A 17,423-nucleotide genomic window follows, 5' to 3' on the forward strand; every position below is an offset into this window, starting at 1 on the left:
GATACGCAAACAGAAAAAGGCCGGAGTTGTCCTCCGGCCTTTTTCTGACTAAACCTTTTGCGGATCAGCCCGCTGCGCGCTCGTCGCTGGGGCGAAAACCGATCTGGTTCGAGGCGGCAAAGCGGCCTCCGCCAGCCTTTTCGATTTTTCCATCCCGCAACAATTGACCGAACGAACGCAGGCTTTCTTCGCGGTTGAATTCGTCCTGCTTGAGGGACCGGACCTTGTTCATCAATTGCGGACGCGAGAACTGTTCCTGACCCTCGATAAAGGACAGGTATGCAGCGGCGGCTTCCAGCAGATCAGGCAATGACTGAGCGCCCTGTTCCTGGGCGAACGTCGCGAAACCACCTTCGTCAGCGGATTTCTCCTCTTGCGGGGTGGTGACGCGGCGGGGCGTGACAGGGCCAGATTCGCTTTGCTGATTGTCGATGCGCTGTTCCGCCACCAGTTTGAGCGGTGCAGCGGCATCGGATTCCGGACGCATGCTGGTGACCTGAATTTCCGGGCGGCGCGGGCTGACGACCGACGCCAGATCCCCCCGGTATTCCTGATCCTGAGCTTTCTCGGCCGAGTCACCCTTTTCTTTACGCTCGGCTTCGGTGGCCGCAACCGCGGTGCGCAGGTGCGAATATGTCTCGCGCTGATCATTTGCAGCCGGGTCATCAAGTTGTTCGTCGGCTTTGTCCATCAGGCGGGACACGTCCAGATCAAGGCTCGAATGATCCTTCGGTTTTTGGTCTTCGGCCCGCTGCGCCAGTTCTGCCTCGACGGCCGAGATCTCATCCAGCAGTGCAACTTCATCTTCGGCAGTCAGGAGAAGCTTGTTGTCTTCCGCTGCTTCCTCTTGCGACTCGGCTGCTTCGGATTCCTCTTCCTGCTCTGCCACGTCTTCTTCGCTGAGGATGTTTACGATCTCGTCTTCTTCGGCTTCCGCTTCCGGCTGTTCGTCTTCCGTCAGATCATCAAGGTCCGAAAACAGCGCGTCCGCTGCCGGAGCTTCAGCCTCGTCTTCAAACTCTTCGGATACAACAGGCTCCGGTGCGGAAACAGGTTCTGGAGCGGCGGGTGGGGTTGCCGCTTCGGGTGCAGGCATCGAGACGGGGGTCACAGGCTCGATGTCTGCCGGGTTCAGCGCACCCGCCTCAAAGGCTGCGGCCACGGCGTCAACCGGGGCGGCACCACCTGTCAGCAAGGTGCTGTCTTCGTCTTCCGAGTATTCAACAGGATTGTCAGCCGAGTGCGAAACTACCGCGCGTATCCGCTGAAGTTTGGCGGCGATGCTGTCAGCAGGGGGGGCTGGCGCAGCATCGAAGGGTTCGGCAGTGGCAACGGGTTGCGCTGGTTGCGGTGTATTGACGACGTTCAGATCGGGGGCACTGATGGTTGGTTCCTGTGCTGGCGGCGTTGCGGGCGTGGCGATCGTGGCTGAACTTTCGGTTGCGCGCAGCAGCAGGCCAGTGTCGCTCTGTCTGGCTTCCACGCGTTTCGAGGCGTCCCGCTGTGCGATCCGGGTCAGCATTTCGGTGTCAGGCTGTGGCGGTTCCGAGCCGAAGTATCGATCATCTGCTGCAAGGTCGCGAAAGTACTCGGCAATCGCTTTCATCGTTTCAAACGAATCGTCAAAGCCTTCTAATGTGCAGGAGAAGGTTCCATAAGAAACGGTCAATACCTTGTTATTCTGTACCATCAGACGCACGTCCTTTACAAACTACCTGAACCAATTCGCCCGGAATCAGGCACACGTATTGGTTCGAAACTCTCTATATGAACCTATCATTTTGTGGTCTGAATGTGTCCAAATCCGGGAAAAATGATCAATCTTAGAAAAAATGCGCCGATTGTGCGGTCGTCCGAGCCAATCTTACTGGTTGGCGGAGGGCAAATCGGGCCCGATGATCTGAATCTGGCGCTGAATCGCGCCAATTTGGCCGTTGCAGCGGATGGTGGTGCGACGGTTCTCAGGGAATCGGGGCGTATTCCGGATGCCGTCATCGGTGATTTCGATTCGCTCTCCGCAACTGACTTCGACGAAATACCGGCGGACCGCCTGTTTCCCATACCTGAACAGAATAGCACGGATTTCGACAAGGCGCTGCGCAATATCGAAGCCCCCGTGGTTTTGGGCGTTGGCTTTCTGGGCGGGCGTCTGGATCATCAATTGGCGGTTCTCAGCGTGCTGATCAAGCGTCAGAACCAATCATGCATCCTGCTGGGAGAGCACGAGGTCGTGTTTCACGCGCCGCCCAAGGTTTCCCTGAACTTGCCGAAAGGGAGCGTGGTATCCCTGTTTCCCCTGCAAAGAGTGACAGGACGCTCGCAAGGGCTGGAGTGGCCGATCGATGATCTGGTTCTGCAGCCGGACGGTCAGATCGGCACGTCCAACCGGGCGGTATCCGAAGTCACGTTGCAGATGAATGGCCCGGGTCTGGTTGCAATGGCTCCCCGCTGCGCGCTGGATCAGGTCATGCAGGCGTTTCTGTCGGAGCAGACCGGGCGCTGGCCCGCTCGCGCAGAATGACGTAAAGACCTGCCGCCATCGTGATGCCGATCCCCAATGCGGCGATGCCGTTGGGCAGGTCGTGAAAGATCAGCCAGCCGAACACGGTCGCAACCGGGATTTCCAGATACTGCATCGGCGCCAGCGTTGCTGATGGGGCATAGCGCAACGACCAGGTCATCAACAGGTGGGCAACGGTGCCCAGAACGCCGATACCCAAAAGCAGCCAAACCGCGTCTTTATCAGGCAGGCTGAACGTCAGTTCCGGAACGTCAATGGCGCTTCCTAGGGTCAGCACAGGCAGCAGGATCAGCGTTGCCATCGCGCCCGAGACAGCCTGGAGCGAAACCGGATCGGTTTCCTTGGCGATCTGCCGCGTGACAAGCATGAACAGCGCAAACACCACGGCCACGATCAGCGGCAGCAGGGCAGGCGCTCCGACCTGAGCGAAGCTGGGTTGAATGACGAGAAGCGTACCGGCAAACCCCACGACGCAGGCCAACAATCGCCTTATGCCAACCTCTTCATCCAGAACGAACCTGCCTAGAAGCAGCATGATGAAGGGCATAACGAAGGCGATAGCGATGGCATCGGCCAGCGGCAGGAATTGCAAGGCACTGAACATCGCTGTGATGCCAAGGATGTGCAGACCGGTCCGGATCACGGTCAGTTTCAGAATTCGCCCCCGCAGACGCCAAGGACGACCCGTGAGGGCGACCAGAGGGATCAGGATCAGTGCCTGCACGGCAAACCGGGTGAAGACCAGTATGCCGATCGGAGTTGTCTCACCCAACAGTTTGGCCATGGCATCACCCAGCGGGGCGAGCATGCAAAAGCCAAGCATCAGAATGATGCCGAGTACGGGTCGGTCCTGAGTCATGTCCGCGACGCTAACGATTTGCTGCGGACGGGGAAAGGTCAGCTTTCCGGAAGCGGTTGGTATTTGGTGTAGTCGGGTCCGATGCAGCAGGGCAGGCCGTCATTCAGCTTGAGCCAGCTGAGTTTCTCTTCATGGGCGACGTGCAGGGTAGGCTGCAAAGCCTCAGGATCCTCAAGTGCGGCGACGTAAAGATGCATTACGTCGGACATAGACTGCGAGCGAAAGGACATTGGTGTGCCGCAATGCGGGCAAAAGCTGCGTTCAACGCCCGGAGAGGAATGAAACGTCCTTGGTGTTTCACCTGTCCAGCGCCATTGGTTGTCCCGGATGCCGAAATAGGCGGTCATCGGGGCCGAGCATTGCCTGCGGCAGCTTTCGCAGTGGCAGGTGACGCAGGACAGAACAGGTGGACTGACTTCAAATCCGACCTTTCCGCAAAGACATCGTCCACGCATGAAACACCTTCCTTTCAGGAACAGATTTGCACCGCTTTTGGTGCAAATCCATCCAGAAAACGCGGAAATACGGACGCGTTGCGACGTCGCCCGTTTGCCTCAGCAGTTTGGAACATTGACGGCCAGGCCGCCCAGAGACGTTTCCTTGTAGCGTTCGTGCATGTCGTGCCCGGTCTGGCGCATGGTTTCAATGACCGAATCCAGAGGAACGAAATGCTTGCCATCGCCGCGCAGCGCCAGCGAGGCCGCTGAAACGGCCTTGATCGCACCCAGACCGTTCCGTTCGATACAAGGCACCTGAACAAGTCCGGCAACCGGGTCGCATGTCATTCCCAGGTGATGCTCCAGCGCGATCTCCGCAGCGTTTTCGACCTGTTCGGGCGTGCCGCCCATCACTGCGCACAAACCGGCGGCCGCCATCGCCGAGGCGCTGCCAACCTCGGCCTGGCATCCGGCTTCCGCGCCCGAGATCGAGGCATTGAACTTAACCAGCCCGCCAATCGCGGCAGCCGTCAAAAGGAAATCTTCCACATGGCTTTCGGACGCGCCGGGTACGTGATCCAGATAGTACCGCAAAACGGCCGGCAGAACGCCTGCGGCCCCATTGGTGGGCGCCGTGACCACCTGGCCCCCGGCAGCGTTCTCTTCGTTGACGGCCATGGCGTAAACGCTCATCCAGTCGTTGATCGTGTGCGGAGCGTTCAGATTCATCCCACGCTCGGCCACCAGTGCGTCATGGATGCCTTTGGCACGGCGGCGAACCTTGAGGCCACCGGGCAAAATGCCATCTGTGACCAGTCCACGTTCGATACAGTCATTCATTACCTGCCACAGGCGCGCGGTGCCCTTGGCAAAACTGTCCGCGCATCCACGCGCGATCTCATTCGCGCGTTTCATGTCCGCGATGCTTTTGCCGCTGGAACTGGCCATCTCGAGCATCTCGACCGCAGTTTTGAACGGAAATGGCACCGGATCACCTTCATCCGTTGCCTTGCCCTCGGCCAGTTCTTCTTCGGTCAGGACAAACCCGCCGCCGATCGAGTAGTAGACCTGCCTGAGGATCACATCGCCCTGCGCGTCGGTGGCCATCAGGATCATACCATTGGCGTGGCCCGGCAGGTTGTTTTCATAGTCGAACACCAGATCCGATTTGGGGTCGAACTTCAGCGTCGGCAGCCCTTCCGGCGTGACAGTATGGGACTCGGAAATGGCGGCCAGCGCTTCTTCGGCCTTGTTGTTGTCATAGGTGTCCGGAACAAACCCGGCCAGCCCGAGGATCGTGGCGCGGTCGGTCGCGTGGCCTACGCCTGTGAATGCCAGTGAGCCATGCAATGACCCCCGAAGCCCCGAGAATTCGAACGGCGAGGCGCGCATCAGGTCCAAAAAGCGGGCCGCGGCAACCATTGGTCCCATGGTGTGGGACGAGGACGGGCCGATGCCCACTTTGAACATATCGAAGACAGATAGAAACATATCAGGTAGCTGAGCCTTCTGGTGGTGTAGCGTATGATGGTGCAGTGAACGGTGCAACTCCCAGCCCTTCCGCTGCGATTGCTGCGCGCGTTGCGGGGCGGGCTTCCAGTTGAAGCAAAAGCTGCCTCAGATGAGGAGTGTCAGTCAGTTGGAACCAGCTGCGATCGGCCTCGGCCGGATACAACGCCATCCATCGCATCATGCAGGCGATGTAGTATGACAGGGCCGACGGTTGGTCTGATCCAAACCAGCCCGGCGTGTCCTTCGCCTGCTTTTCGAGGATTGAAAGATGTCGTTTCAGCCGGGTCCGGATACCAGCCCGCAGCGCTTCTGTTTGCGCCGCCTTGATGTACTTCTCGGCATAGAACAAAATGCGCAGGTCTGCGTGCAGAGTGTTCGACGCAAAAAACAACCACTTCAGATACGCCGCGCGGTCCGGATGTTGCGGAGCCGGTGCGAGTTGCCCGTGTGTATCGGTCAACCACAACAAGATGGCTGCAGTTTCAAAGACCGGTCCCTGCGGCGTCTCCAAAACAGGGATAAGGCCGTTGGGGTTCAGTTGCTTATAGGCAGCACTGTTTTGTTCATCACGGGTCCGATCGACCAATGCGGTCTCATAAGGCAAACCCATCTCTTCCAACGCCAGTCGGATCACCAGCGAGGCGTTGTCAGGGGCGTAATGCAGGCGGTAGCGCGGTTCCATAATGCATATCTATTACGCACCTTTCCCGCAGGACACGCCGATTGCGACGTTTCCAATAGGAAACGCGTATTTTCGCGACAGGGCGCCCCGTTGATTGGCGTTTTGGGTCTCGAAGTTGAGTGTGGCATTTCGTATAAGGCCCGCAGCAACTTGGGGGAAAGCTGCCATGACAGGGGATCTGTCGCCCATCGACAAGGCGAAATATGTAGCCGCGCACCGTGCCGCGGAAATGGTTCAGGACGGCATGCGTGTCGGATTGGGAACCGGATCAACGGCCGCTTGGCTTGTGCGTCGGCTCGGCGAACGGGTGCAAGTGGAAGGGTTGCGGATCAAGGGCGTGCCCACTTCGACCCGCACGGCACAGTTGGCGCGAGAGGTCGGGATCGAAGTCGTCTCGCTGGATCAAGCGGGGTGGCTGGACCTGACCATAGACGGCGCAGATGAATTCGATGGCGAATTGAACCTGATCAAGGGCGGCGGCGGTGCGCATCTTCAGGAAAAGATCGTGGCAACGGCCAGCGATCAGATGGTGGTCATTGCCGATGCAGGCAAAGAGGTTGAAACCCTGGGGGCATTTCCTTTGCCGGTCGAGGTGATCCCATTTGGCTGGCAAACCACGCGAACCCTGATCGAGGAAGCACTGGATACGATGGATGTGCTTGGTACCTCGGCTGCGCTGCGAATGAACGGCCAGGCCCCTTTTGTCACTGATGAGGGCAACCACATTCTGGATCTGCACCTGCAACGCATCGGAAATGCCCGTCAGTTGGCGCTGGTGCTGAACCAGGTTCCCGGAGTGGTCGAGAACGGGTTGTTCATCGATATTTGCGACAAGGTCGTAATTGGCCACGGTGACGGGCGGGTCGAACTGCGCGACATCAACGAAGGAACCCTGGAACTGGACCAGTTGGCCGATGGCGACAGGGACAATCTGTTTTCGGACCTCTCTGATTGAAAATTGCGGCTGGATTTTCTGCAAATGGCCAGAGAGAAACCCGAAATCCTGATCCTAAGGGGTTGGCAGACGATTTTCCGCGCCCAGATATCCAGAACCCTTCAGGCAAACTGAACAAAGGAACCCGGTATGAGCTTTGACTATGATCTTTTCGTTATCGGTGGCGGCTCGGGCGGGGTCCGTGCAGCGCGCGTGGCCGCTGGTGAGACCGGCGCCAAGGTGGCGCTGGCGGAAGAGGATCGGTATGGCGGAACCTGTGTGATCCGGGGCTGTGTTCCAAAAAAGCTGATGGTTTTCGCCAGCGAGTTTTCCGGCATGGTTGACGATGCGCAGGCCTATGGATGGGATGTTCAGCCGGGTGCGCTGGACTGGAATACATTCCATGGCAAACTGGTGGCGGAACTGGACCGGCTGGAAGGTATCTATCGCAACATTCTGAAAAACAACGGTGTCGAAAGCTTTGACCAGCGCGCCACTGTGGTCGATTCCCACACGGTTGAGCTGGCGGATGGGACACGCAAGACGGCCAAGCACATCCTGATCGCCACCGGCGGACGCCCTGTGGTGCCCGAATTTCCGGGCTCTGACCTGGCGATCACATCTAACGAAATCTTCCACCTTGAGAAGCTGCCTGAATCTATCCTGATCGTTGGCGGCGGCTATATCGCCAGCGAGTTTGCCGGGATCATGAACGGGATGGGGGTCAAGACCACTCAGTTCTATCGCGGTGCGCAAATCCTGCGTGGGTTCGACGAAGAAGCGCGTGGCCTGATCTGCGAAGAAATGCGCCAGAACGGCATCGATGTGCGCCTTGGCACCAACGTGCTGGAGATGATCAAGGAAGATGACAAGATCCGGGTAAAGGCCACTGACGGCACTGAAGATCGGTTCGATGTTGTCATGTACGCAACTGGCCGGGCTCCGAATGCGGACAATCTGGGGCTTGAGGCGCTGGGCGTCGAACGAGGTCGCAAGGGCGAGATTGTGGTGGATGAGTACAGCCAGACTGGCGTGCCCTCGATCTATGCCATCGGTGATGTGACTGATCGCGTGAACCTTACGCCGGTCGCCATTCGCGAGGGCATGGCTTTTGTGGAAACCGTGTTCAAGGGCAACCCGACCCCGGTTGATCATGAACTGATCCCGACGGCGATCTTCACGCAGCCGGAATTCGGGACCGTCGGACTAAGCGAGGAAGAGGCTGCGGCACAGGAGCCGGTCGAAGTTTACTCGACGTCCTTCAAGCCGATGCAGAAAGCCTTCGCCGGCGGCACGCAGCGGGTGCTGATGAAACTGATCGTCAGCCAGGCGACCCGCAAGGTGCTGGGCTGTCACATCGTCGCGCCGGGTGCGGGCGAGATGATACAACTGGCCGGGATCGCCGTCAAAATGGGCGCGACCAAAGAAGATTTCGACCGCACGGTTGCGGTTCATCCGGTAATGGCGGAAGAACTTGTTACAATGCGGCAACCTGTGCGCACTGCTTGATTTGCAACCGCGCGCACACAAGTTACAAGGGATCCCGTGATCACACGGGCCTAAACGAAGGAATAGACACATATGGCGGGCAACAGCGGCGGCCCCTGGGGGGGCGGAGGCTCCTCGGGCGGCGGAGGAAATCGGGGTAACAACGGTGATGGGCGCAAGCCCCCCGAAGGAGATGGCCCGCAGATCCCCGAGATCGACGAGCTGATGAAGAAAGGTCAGGAGCAGCTGCGCGTGCTGATGGGTGGTCGTGGTGGCGGTGGCCGTGGCGGTAACGGTCAGGGCGCAGGTGGCGGTGGCCCGGTCTTTACCAAAGGCACAGTAGTCATCGGCGCTCTGGTCGCAGTGGGCCTTTGGGCAGCTGCCAGCTTCTATACCGTAAAACCGGAAGAACAGTCGGTTGAGTTGTTCCTGGGTGAGTTTTCGGCCGTTGGGAACCCGGGTCTGAACTTTGCACCCTGGCCGGTTGTGACCGCCGAGGTTATCCCCGTCACCCGCGAACAGACCGAGGATATGGGCGGTGCGCGCGGCAGCGACGATGGCCTGATGCTGACCGGTGACGAGAACGTGGTCGATATCGACTATCAGGTTGTGTGGAACATCAACGATCCCGCGAAATTCCTGTTCAATCTCCGCGACCCGCGCCAGACGATCCGCGCCGTGTCGGAATCGGCGATGCGTGAGATCATCGCCCAAAGCGAACTGGCCCCGATCCTGAACCGGGATCGCGGCATCATCGGTGAACGCCTGCAAGAGCTGATCCAGTCCACGATGGACAGCTACGATTCGGGCGTGAACATCATCCGCGTCAACTTTGACAAGGCCGACCCGCCGCAGGACGTGATTGCCGCGTTCCGCGATGTTCAGGCCGCCGCGCAGGAACGTGACCGCCTGCAGAACGTGGCTGACGCCTACGCAAACCGGGTTCTGGCCGAGGCGCGCGGTGAAGCGGCACAGGTTCTGGAAGAGGCCGAAGCCTATCGCGCCCAGCAGATCAACAGCGCGCAGGGTGAAGCCAGCCGTTTCAGCGCGGTTCTCGAGGAATATTCCAAAGCCCCTGACGTAACCCGCAAACGTCTGTACCTTGAACGGATGGAGCAGGTTCTGGGTGACGTGGACAAGATCATACTGGACGAGGGCTCGACCGGGCAGGGGCAGGGCGTCGTGCCTTATCTGCCGCTGAACGAACTGCGCCGCAATCAGGCCGAGGGGAGCAACTGATGCGTAAGTCACCCATTATTCTGATCGTTCTCGTCATACTGGTTGTTGCGGGGCTGTCATCCATCTTCATCGTCGACGAGCGGGAACGCGCCCTTGTTCTGCGTTTTGGACGGGTCGTAAACGTCAAGGAAGAACCCGGTTTGGCATTCAAGCTGCCGGTTTTCGACGAAGTGGTGCGTTATGACGACCGTATCCTCTCGATCGACGTGCAGCCTCTGGAAGTGACACCGCTGGACGATCGCCGCCTTGTGGTTGACGCCTTCGCCCGCTATCGGATTTCCGATCTGAACCGCTTCCGTCAGGCTGTTGGTACGGGCGGTGTCCCGGTTGCCGAGAATCGCCTGGACAGCATCCTGCGGGCCGAAACGCGCGAGGTACTGGGGTCGGTTTCGTCCCGTGACATCCTCAGTTCGGACCGTGCGGCGCTGATGCTGCGCATCCGCAACAGCGCGATTGCCGAGGCTCAGGCGCTGGGCGTCAGCGTCATCGACGTGCGTCTGAAAGCCACCGATCTGCCGCAAGCCAACCTTGAGGCAACCTTCGACCGGATGAAGGCCGAGCGGGAACGCGAAGCCACCGACGAACGCGCCCGCGGTAACGAGGCGGCGCAGCGTGTGCGCGCGCAGGCCGACCGGACCGTGGTCGAACTGGTCTCGGACGCCAACCGCGAGGCCGAGATCATTCGCGGTGAGGCCGACGCTGAGCGGAACGCGATCTTCGCCGAAGCCTTTGGCAAGGATCCGGAGTTTTTCGAGTTCTATCGCTCGCTCTCCGCATATGAGCGCGCGCTGCGCGGTGGCAACAGCTCGATGGTGCTGAGCCCGGACTCTGATTTCTTTAATTACCTGAAATCACCTACGGGTCAGGGCGGCCGGTAATGGGTATGATCCTTCTGGCCTTCGGGCTGGTGCTGATTGTCGAGGGGCTGGCCTATGCGCTGGCCCCTTCGCTTATCGAACGGATGCTGGAAACCCTGCGGACCCTGCCCGAGCAGGCACGGCGAATTACGGGTCTTTTGTGCGTGATCAGCGGGCTGATCCTTCTGTGGGGTGCCTATCAGTTGGGCTTTTGAGCAGGACATCTCACTTGCCGGTGATTTCCACGCGATCCTGAGTTGCGGGACAGGTCAAACTGACTACATTAGTCCGTAAGAAAGGCCGCGCTAGAGTGGCCACCTGAATAATTCGACAAGGAGACCACAGGTGCAGGCAAAAGCACGCAGTATTTCCCTCGGGCGCGAAGACGCGGTTTTTATGATGCGGTGGATGTGGTTGGCCTTTGCCGCAATGGTGTTGGTTCTGGCCCAGACCGTCGCTGTTCATGCCCGGGGCGAAAGCCTTGCGCCGCTGGCAGAAAAGATAAGCCCCGCGGTTGTCAACATCACGACCAGCACGCTGATCGAGGGACAGACCGGTCCACGCGGGATCGTGCCCGAAGGGTCTCCGTTCGAAGACTTCTTTCGCGAGTTTCAGGACCGTAATGGCGACGGCGATGAGAACCTCCCACGCCGCAGCAATGCGCTGGGTTCCGGGTTTGTGATTTCCGAAGACGGGTTCATTGTAACCAACAACCACGTCATCGCCGAAGCGGACGAAATCCTTGTCGAATTCTTTCCCGGTGACGGGCAACCCGTAAAGGAGTTGCCGGCCAAGGTGATCGGCACGGACGAAAAGACCGACATCGCACTGCTTAAGGTCGAAGCGACCGGTCCGCTCAAATATGTAAAGTTTGGCGACAGCGACACGGCGCGCGTTGGTGACTGGGTGATTGCCATGGGCAATCCGCTGGGGCAAGGGTTCTCGGTCTCGGCCGGTATTGTCTCGGCGCGCAACCGCGCGCTCAGCGGGTCTTACGACGACTACATTCAGACGGATGCAGCTATTAACCGGGGCAACTCGGGTGGGCCGCTGTTCAACATGGATGGTCAGGTCATAGGTGTGAACACCGCGATCCTGTCACCCAATGGCGGGTCCATCGGTATTGGCTTTTCCATGGCTTCGAATGTGGTGGTCAAGGTTGTCGATCAACTGCGCGAATTCGGCGAAACGCGTCGCGGCTGGCTGGGTGTGCGCATTCAGGACGTGACCGAAGACATGGCCGAAGCCATGGGGCTGGAGAAGCCCGGTGGCGCCCTGATCAGCGACGTTCCCGAGGGGCCGGCAAAAGAAGCCGGGCTGAAGGCGGGTGACGTGATCCTGAGTTTTGACGGTGTCGAAGTGGAAGACACGCGCGGGTTGGTGCGTCAGGTGGGGGAAACGACGGTCGGCAAATCCGTTCGCGTCGTTGTCCATCGAGATGGCGGCACCCAGACCGTTCTGGTCACTCTGGGGCGTCGCGAGGATGCTGAACGGGTGGAAAACGGAGATGAGCCCGCGCAAACGGACGACGAGGACGAAAACTCCGAGATTCTGGGCCTGACCATTTCCCCGCTGACCGACAAGCTACGGGAAGACCTTGGTCTGGACGCCGAAGCCGACGGGCTGGTCGTCAGCGAAGTTGATGAGGCGTCCGAAGCCTATGCCAAGGGATTGCGGGCCGGTGATCTGATTACCGAGGCCGGTCAGCAAAAAGTGACATCCGTCAGTGACCTCGAAACACGCATGGAAGAAGCACGAGAGGCCGGGCGCAAGTCCCTGCTGCTGTTGGTGCGTCGCGGAGGTGAACCCCGGTTTGTCGCACTCAGCCTTGGTGAATGACCCAAGGCGCAAAAAGGTAATCGGGCCGGAGTGTAAACTCCGGCCCTTTTTTGTCTGAAATTGCTGATGGAAAAGGTGAGCCATACGCCTGGGAAGGACGTATGGCTCTGGTACAGGGAGAGGTCAGTGGACAGATATCGGGGATGATTCTCTGACCTCCTACGGTAACAGTTATTAATTTAGTGTTAACGTCGCCGCTTGTATGTGAAGCAGGTCACAGGCGTCAGATCAGGTCGGATTCGGCCAGTTCCCGCAATGCATCGAAGTCCTGGATCAGCAACCCACCCCGCGACGCCTGAACGATATTGTCACGTTTCCAGGTGGATATGGTCTTGGACACCGCCTCGCGCGTGGCGCCTACGAATTCGGCAAGTTCGCTTTGCGACAGGGTTATCCTGTCTGCCGGATTGTCCTGAAGTTCCGAAAGGTGAAGCGGTTTGCGGGCCAGCCGGATCGGCATCGGCAGAAAGACCTGCTCGTTCAGCTGCGAGCCCATCCAGCGCATGCGCAGACCTGCCAGACGGATCATGTCCTCGGCCAGATCGGGGTGCTGTCGTATCTGACGCAGCACATCGTTGCGCAGCACGCGCAGGACACGCGAGGGTTCGGCAGCGGAAATGGTGGCGGTACGCGGGCCGTTGTCAAACAGGGCGATTTCGCCGAAGATCTCACCCGGACGCATCAGCGTCAGCGTAAGCTTTCGGCCGCTCATCGCCAAAAAGGACACTTCGAGTGTGCCTTCCAGAATGGCGTAGAGCGCGTTGCCCTCGTCACCCTGTTCGAAAAGGGTTTCTCCGTCGTTCAGTGAAATTTCGGTAGCCTGCGCGGTAAGCATGGCTTTCAGGCGATCAGATGCTTCGGCAAGAAAGCCGCTGTTTGGGAAGGCCGTCATGAGTGTACGGGGCTCCGGATGGGGGTGGTGAGTGGTTACCCCATTCTTCACAGCTTTGGCGCTTAGCCAAGCTGTTTGTGGGTAATTGCCGGATTTCAGACAGAATACTTGGCGCCAATGCGGGCATGTTCACGGTTTTGTGATGTCCGCTGTCGGAACCTATTGATGATCCGGGTCGTCCATATAGCTTTGCAGCAGGTTGAATTGCAGCATCAGAAAGACCATCAGGGCAATCGGAAACCCGAAGGTTTCGATTTTGACCCAGAGATCGGTCGACAAGGTCCGCCAGACAACTTCGTTGGCAACCGCCAAAACGGCGAAGCAGCCACAGAGGCGACGTGTCAAAATCATCCAGCCCTGATGGCGCATGGGCAACATCTCGTCCAGCACATAGGCGAGATAGGATTTCCCCTGCAAAAGACCGATGCCCAGGATGACCGAGAAGAAGCCGTAGACCAGCGTGGTTTTCATCTTGAAAAACCGCTCGTCATTGAACCAGGCCGTCAGACCGCCGAAGAAAATCACCATGAAGGCCGTGAAGATCTGCATCCGGCTGAGTTTTCCGGTCAGAAACCACAATATGCCCATGGCACCCAGCATCAGCGGTACAAAGATGATCGTCGCTATGATGAAGCCGGAATACTCGATGCCGCCGATCAGGAAACTGTCGTCACGCAGGCGCAGATAGATGAAGAAGAAGGCCAGAGGCGGGCCCAGTTCCAGCACCTGTTTCAGAAACGGGTTGATTTCTTTGTTACCTGTCATGATTCTGTCCTGCTGCTTACCCGCCCATTTCAACTATTACTGCACCCAATGCAATCAAGGCCATCAGGGCAATACGCCGGGGGCCGACGGTCTCTTTCAGCACCAGCCATCCGATCAGGGCCGCAAACACGGTCGAGGTTTCGCGAAGCACCGCGGCCTCGCCAACTTTGTCCAGCCGTGTGGCGAGCATGATGGCCCCGAAGGACAATGGGGCGATGATACCGCCCGCGAGCCCGCGCAGCATCAGTGGGCCAATCGCAGGGCGATGGATCATGGCCCGCCATCTGAGGAAGGCATAGATCGGCATTGCCGCCCCGTCGATCATGAAAAACCAGGCCAGGAATGTGAACGGATCGGCGGTCGCACGAATGCCATAGGCGTCATAGGTTGTGTAAAGCGCTACGAACAGCCCGGTTACGACGGCCAGAAACAAGGCGATACCCAGCGTTTCGCGGTTGGTCTCGAGATAGCGCAGATTGTATCCGGCCAATCCGAAGATACCGGCCAGCAACACCGCGACGCCGAACCACTGCGTGGCCGAAAATGTCTCGCCGAACAGCAGGTAGGCGCCAATGACGGTGAACAGGGGGCCGGTGCCGCGCACCACCGGGTAGACCACGGTGTAGGAGCCTTTGGTGTAGGCCAGGGCCTGCAAGGTCTTGTAGGCGATGTGGATCAGCCAGACGACTGCGAAGATGGGCCACATATAAGGTTCAGGCCAGGGCACGACGAAAAAGGCAAAGGGCGCGGCCATCAGGCAGTAGCAGATGTCGATCGCGCCGCGTGACAGCCAGGGGTCGTGACGCCCTTTCTGCAACGCTCCGAAGACCGCGTGCAGGAATGCCGCCATAAGCGCCAGTCCCAGCGCAAGTTGGTGGCCCGCTTCGGTGCCTTCGAGGGAAATCAGCCAGTCGCTCAACTATCGGCCTTTTGCTGGGTGGAAAGGGTGGGGGGCTGTCTGCCCTTCACACCCCCCGAGGATATTTTCAGCCAGATGAAGGGGTGGATCAGCCCTTGTCGAGGCCAGTGAGGGCGGCGGCGAATTCTTCCGGGTCGAATGGGGCCAGGTCGTCGATCTGTTCGCCGACACCAATGGCGTGGATGGGCAGACCGAACTTGTCAGCGAGCGCCACAAGAACACCACCCTTGGCCGTGCCGTCCAGCTTGGTCATCACAAGGCCGGAGACATCGGCCAGTTTGCGGAAGGTTTCAACCTGGCTCAGCGCGTTCTGGCCGGTGGTGGCGTCGAGGACCAGAAGGGTGTTGTGCGGGGCGGTGTCATCGACCTTGCGGATGACGCGGACGATCTTGGCCAGTTCCTCCATCAGGTCGGCGCGGTTTTGCAGACGGCCTGCTGTGTCGATCATCAGAAGGTCCGCCCCTTCATTCTGCGCACGGGTCAGGGCGTCGAAAGCCAGCGAAGCCGGGTCCGAGCCTTCGGGCGCGGTCAGGACGGGGACGCCAGCGCGGTCGCCCCAGACCTGAAGCTGTTCGACCGCGGCGGCGCGGAAGGTGTCGCCCGCTGCAATGACCACTTTCTTACCCGCGGATTTGAACTGGCTTGCCAGCTTGCCGATGGTTGTGGTTTTGCCGGATCCGTTGACGCCAACAACCAGAACCACCTGTGGGCGTTTGGGGTAGATGGGCAACGGCTTTGCAACAGGTTCCATCACTCGGGTGACTTCCTGCGCCAGAAGTTGCTTGATTTCCTGGGTCGACAATTTGCGGCCAAAACGACCTTCGGCCATGTTGGCGGTGACACGCAGTGCGGTATCCACCCCCATGTCCGAGGCGATCAGCAACTCTTCAAGCTGTTCAAGCATGTCATCGTCAAGCGTGCGTCGTACCACGACCTGAGTGTCGCCCCGATTGAACAGCCGTCCTAGAATACCCTTGCGCTGCGCCGGGGTTGCTTCGGGCGGAGGAGGGGCCGGTGTGGGGTCCGCCGGAGAAGGTGTTTCGACCGGTTGCGGGGCGGGGACTGGTTCGGGGGTCGGTTCGGGAACCTCGGGGACGGGCTGAGGCTCCGGTTCTGGCGCGGGGATGACCGGATCGGGGGCGGTCGTTTCTTCGCCGCCATCTTCGACAATCGCATCGAGCCCCTGTTCCAGCCGGGACGAGGATTTGAACAGCCGATCCTTGAGCTTTGAGAAAAACGCCATCTTTGGTCTCCGCAGGTGTTCCCTTCACCTAATGCGGATTTGCGGCAGTTGCAAAGGGTCAGAGAAACGCAAGCAGCAATGCAGCTTGTGCGCCCCAGTAAAGCGGCCAGACCAGATATGGGGTCAGGGCCGTTGCGGGATGCCGGGGCGGAAGCAGGAACTTTTCTGTGGCCAGGATCAGGTCGGATGCGATGAAGGCCAGCGCTCCGGGAAGGGCCCAGCGTAATGCTCCGGTCTCGGGCAGGCTCAGAACCGTAATCCCCATCCCCAGAATGATCGGGATATAGCAAAACACCGGGATTTTCAGATCACCAGCTCGTGGTGCCAGAAGTGTCGCCGCGACAATGCCCAGTAGAACCAGCGACCAGACATATCCTGGCCGGTCCAGGATCAGCGCCGGATCGCTGCTGGCGTGGGTCAGAAACAGGGCAATATAAGCCAGATGCCCGGCGGCAAAAGCACCGATCCCGGCCATGAACGTCGCCTCGGTCTCTTGCGACAGCAAAGCATCCCCGACGGCACACAACACCAGGGCCAGGATCAGCAGGGAAGGGGCGCCGGCAACCGCTGCGATCAGCGCCAGGATGGCAACCGATCCGGTCTTGAACGCCGTTCGCATTAGGCTGGCCGGTTTTGGAGCCATCGGAAGGTAGGCGACTGCAAACAATGCGGCGATCCAGAACAGAGCTGTTGTCATCCCTTACTCTCCTGCCAGTGTCGGCTGTTGGTTCTGATGCAGTGTCAGCCTGATGTGCCGGGCAACTCAACCGGTGACGTCAAGGAAACCGGTCGCAAAATGCTGGTTGGCGTCGGATTGCGGCATCTGACAATATGAAACCATGTTGAGGCATTTGGTGATTCTTCTGATTGCGTCCGCGCAGGCCGCAACCGCGCAGACTGCGCTATCGGCTGCAGAGTTCGACGAATACACACGCGGCAAGACCCTGTTTTATGGGTTCCAGGGGCAGGTATATGGGGTGGAACGCTATCTGCCCGGGCGCAGGGTCATCTGGTCGTTTCTGGATGGCGATTGCAAGGAAGGTGTCTGGTACGAGCAAAATCAACAGATATGTTTCGTCTATGAAGACCGACCGGATCCTCAATGCTGGTTGTTCACCAGATCGGGTGGAAGGCTGATTGCGCAGTTCGAGGGCGACCCTCAGGAGACTGAACTGTACGAGGCTGATGACCGTGGCGAAGAAATGGTGTGCTATGGTCCGGAAATCGGAGTTTGAG

General features: G+C 59.2%; 18 protein-coding genes. 8 read left to right on the forward strand and 10 right to left on the reverse strand.

Features of this window, described 5'->3' with window-relative positions:
• Positions 1-64: 64 nt before the first annotated feature.
• Positions 65-1,690 (reverse strand): hypothetical protein, encoded by a 1,626-nt coding sequence (locus ACR0J8_RS16940; protein ID WP_480891258.1) that lies wholly within the window; start codon positions 1,688-1,690, stop codon positions 65-67.
• A gap of 123 nt (positions 1,691-1,813) precedes the next feature.
• On the opposite strand from ACR0J8_RS16940, the gene ACR0J8_RS16945 reads away from it, so the two are divergent.
• A complete protein-coding gene (locus ACR0J8_RS16945) occupies positions 1,814-2,521 on the forward strand; it encodes a thiamine diphosphokinase (RefSeq protein ID WP_480526377.1) in 708 nt (235 codons plus the stop codon).
• On the opposite strand, the gene ACR0J8_RS16950 is transcribed toward ACR0J8_RS16945, so the two are convergent.
• The 4 genes from ACR0J8_RS16950 to ACR0J8_RS16965 form a co-directional block, all read right to left on the reverse strand.
• Positions 2,466-3,380: a DMT family transporter gene (locus tag ACR0J8_RS16950; protein WP_170676500.1), complete on the reverse strand. Its 915-nt coding sequence runs from the start codon at positions 3,378-3,380 to the stop codon at positions 2,466-2,468. The genes ACR0J8_RS16945 and ACR0J8_RS16950 overlap by 56 nt on opposite strands.
• A gap of 38 nt (positions 3,381-3,418) precedes the next feature.
• Complete coding sequence (locus ACR0J8_RS16955) at positions 3,419-3,835, reverse strand: GFA family protein (RefSeq protein WP_480891261.1); 417 nt, start codon at positions 3,833-3,835, stop codon at positions 3,419-3,421.
• Between the two features lie 99 nt (positions 3,836-3,934).
• Positions 3,935-5,308: an L-serine ammonia-lyase gene (locus ACR0J8_RS16960; RefSeq protein WP_480811352.1), complete on the reverse strand. Its 1,374-nt coding sequence runs from the start codon at positions 5,306-5,308 to the stop codon at positions 3,935-3,937.
• A 1-nt stretch (position 5,309) separates the two neighbouring features.
• Positions 5,310-6,011 carry a glutathione S-transferase family protein gene (locus tag ACR0J8_RS16965; RefSeq protein WP_480891264.1) on the reverse strand — a complete coding sequence of 234 codons (702 nt, stop codon included), beginning with the start codon at positions 6,009-6,011 and terminating at the stop codon, positions 5,310-5,312.
• A 166-nt stretch (positions 6,012-6,177) separates the two neighbouring features.
• Here ACR0J8_RS16965 and rpiA point away from each other — a divergent pair, with 166 nt between their 5' ends.
• From rpiA to ACR0J8_RS16995, 6 genes are all read left to right on the forward strand, one after another.
• On the forward strand, positions 6,178-6,966 hold the full coding sequence (gene rpiA, locus ACR0J8_RS16970) for a ribose-5-phosphate isomerase RpiA (protein WP_480811354.1): 789 nt from the start codon (positions 6,178-6,180) through the stop codon (positions 6,964-6,966).
• Positions 6,967-7,095: 129 nt separating this feature from the next.
• Positions 7,096-8,454, forward strand: coding sequence for a glutathione-disulfide reductase (gor, locus tag ACR0J8_RS16975; protein WP_480891267.1), 1,359 nt, complete (start codon positions 7,096-7,098; stop codon positions 8,452-8,454).
• A 72-nt stretch (positions 8,455-8,526) separates the two neighbouring features.
• Positions 8,527-9,672: an FtsH protease activity modulator HflK gene (hflK, locus tag ACR0J8_RS16980; protein ID WP_480526389.1), complete on the forward strand. Its 1,146-nt coding sequence runs from the start codon at positions 8,527-8,529 to the stop codon at positions 9,670-9,672.
• Positions 9,672-10,550, forward strand: coding sequence for a protease modulator HflC (gene hflC / locus ACR0J8_RS16985; RefSeq protein WP_480526391.1), 879 nt, complete (start codon positions 9,672-9,674; stop codon positions 10,548-10,550). Before hflK ends, hflC begins: the two co-directional genes overlap by 1 nt.
• Entirely contained in the window at positions 10,550-10,744 is a 195-nt protein-coding gene (locus tag ACR0J8_RS16990; RefSeq protein ID WP_170616506.1) for a DUF2065 domain-containing protein, read from the forward strand. The genes hflC and ACR0J8_RS16990 overlap by 1 nt, the downstream gene beginning before the upstream one ends.
• A 181-nt stretch (positions 10,745-10,925) precedes the next feature.
• On the forward strand, positions 10,926-12,368 hold the full coding sequence (locus tag ACR0J8_RS16995) for a Do family serine endopeptidase (RefSeq protein ID WP_480526470.1): 1,443 nt from the start codon (positions 10,926-10,928) through the stop codon (positions 12,366-12,368).
• 223 nt (positions 12,369-12,591) lie between these two features.
• Here the strand turns inward: ACR0J8_RS16995 and ACR0J8_RS17000 are convergent, their stop codons facing one another.
• The 5 genes from ACR0J8_RS17000 to ACR0J8_RS17020 all read right to left on the reverse strand — a co-directional run bounded on the left by ACR0J8_RS17000 (position 12,592) and on the right by ACR0J8_RS17020 (position 16,884).
• Positions 12,592-13,260, reverse strand: a complete 669-nt coding sequence (locus tag ACR0J8_RS17000) for a Crp/Fnr family transcriptional regulator (RefSeq protein ID WP_480891269.1) — start codon at positions 13,258-13,260, stop codon at positions 12,592-12,594.
• A gap of 159 nt (positions 13,261-13,419) precedes the next feature.
• Positions 13,420-14,025: an inner membrane-spanning protein YciB gene (locus tag ACR0J8_RS17005; RefSeq protein ID WP_170616502.1), complete on the reverse strand. Its 606-nt coding sequence runs from the start codon at positions 14,023-14,025 to the stop codon at positions 13,420-13,422.
• A 16-nt stretch (positions 14,026-14,041) separates the two neighbouring features.
• Positions 14,042-14,944 (reverse strand): EamA family transporter, encoded by a 903-nt coding sequence (locus ACR0J8_RS17010; protein ID WP_480891272.1) that lies wholly within the window; start codon positions 14,942-14,944, stop codon positions 14,042-14,044.
• Positions 14,945-15,032: 88 nt separating this feature from the next.
• Positions 15,033-16,187, reverse strand: a complete 1,155-nt coding sequence (ftsY, locus tag ACR0J8_RS17015; RefSeq protein WP_480891274.1) for a signal recognition particle-docking protein FtsY — start codon at positions 16,185-16,187, stop codon at positions 15,033-15,035.
• Positions 16,188-16,245: 58 nt separating this feature from the next.
• Positions 16,246-16,884, reverse strand: a complete 639-nt coding sequence (locus ACR0J8_RS17020; protein ID WP_480526399.1) for a lysoplasmalogenase family protein — start codon at positions 16,882-16,884, stop codon at positions 16,246-16,248.
• 142 nt (positions 16,885-17,026) lie between these two features.
• On the opposite strand from ACR0J8_RS17020, the gene ACR0J8_RS17025 reads away from it, so the two are divergent.
• Complete coding sequence (locus ACR0J8_RS17025) at positions 17,027-17,422, forward strand: hypothetical protein (RefSeq protein WP_480489670.1); 396 nt, start codon at positions 17,027-17,029, stop codon at positions 17,420-17,422.
• Position 17,423: the final 1 nt, after the last annotated feature.

The sequence above is a fragment of the Ruegeria sp. N11 genome (genome assembly GCF_056531525.1).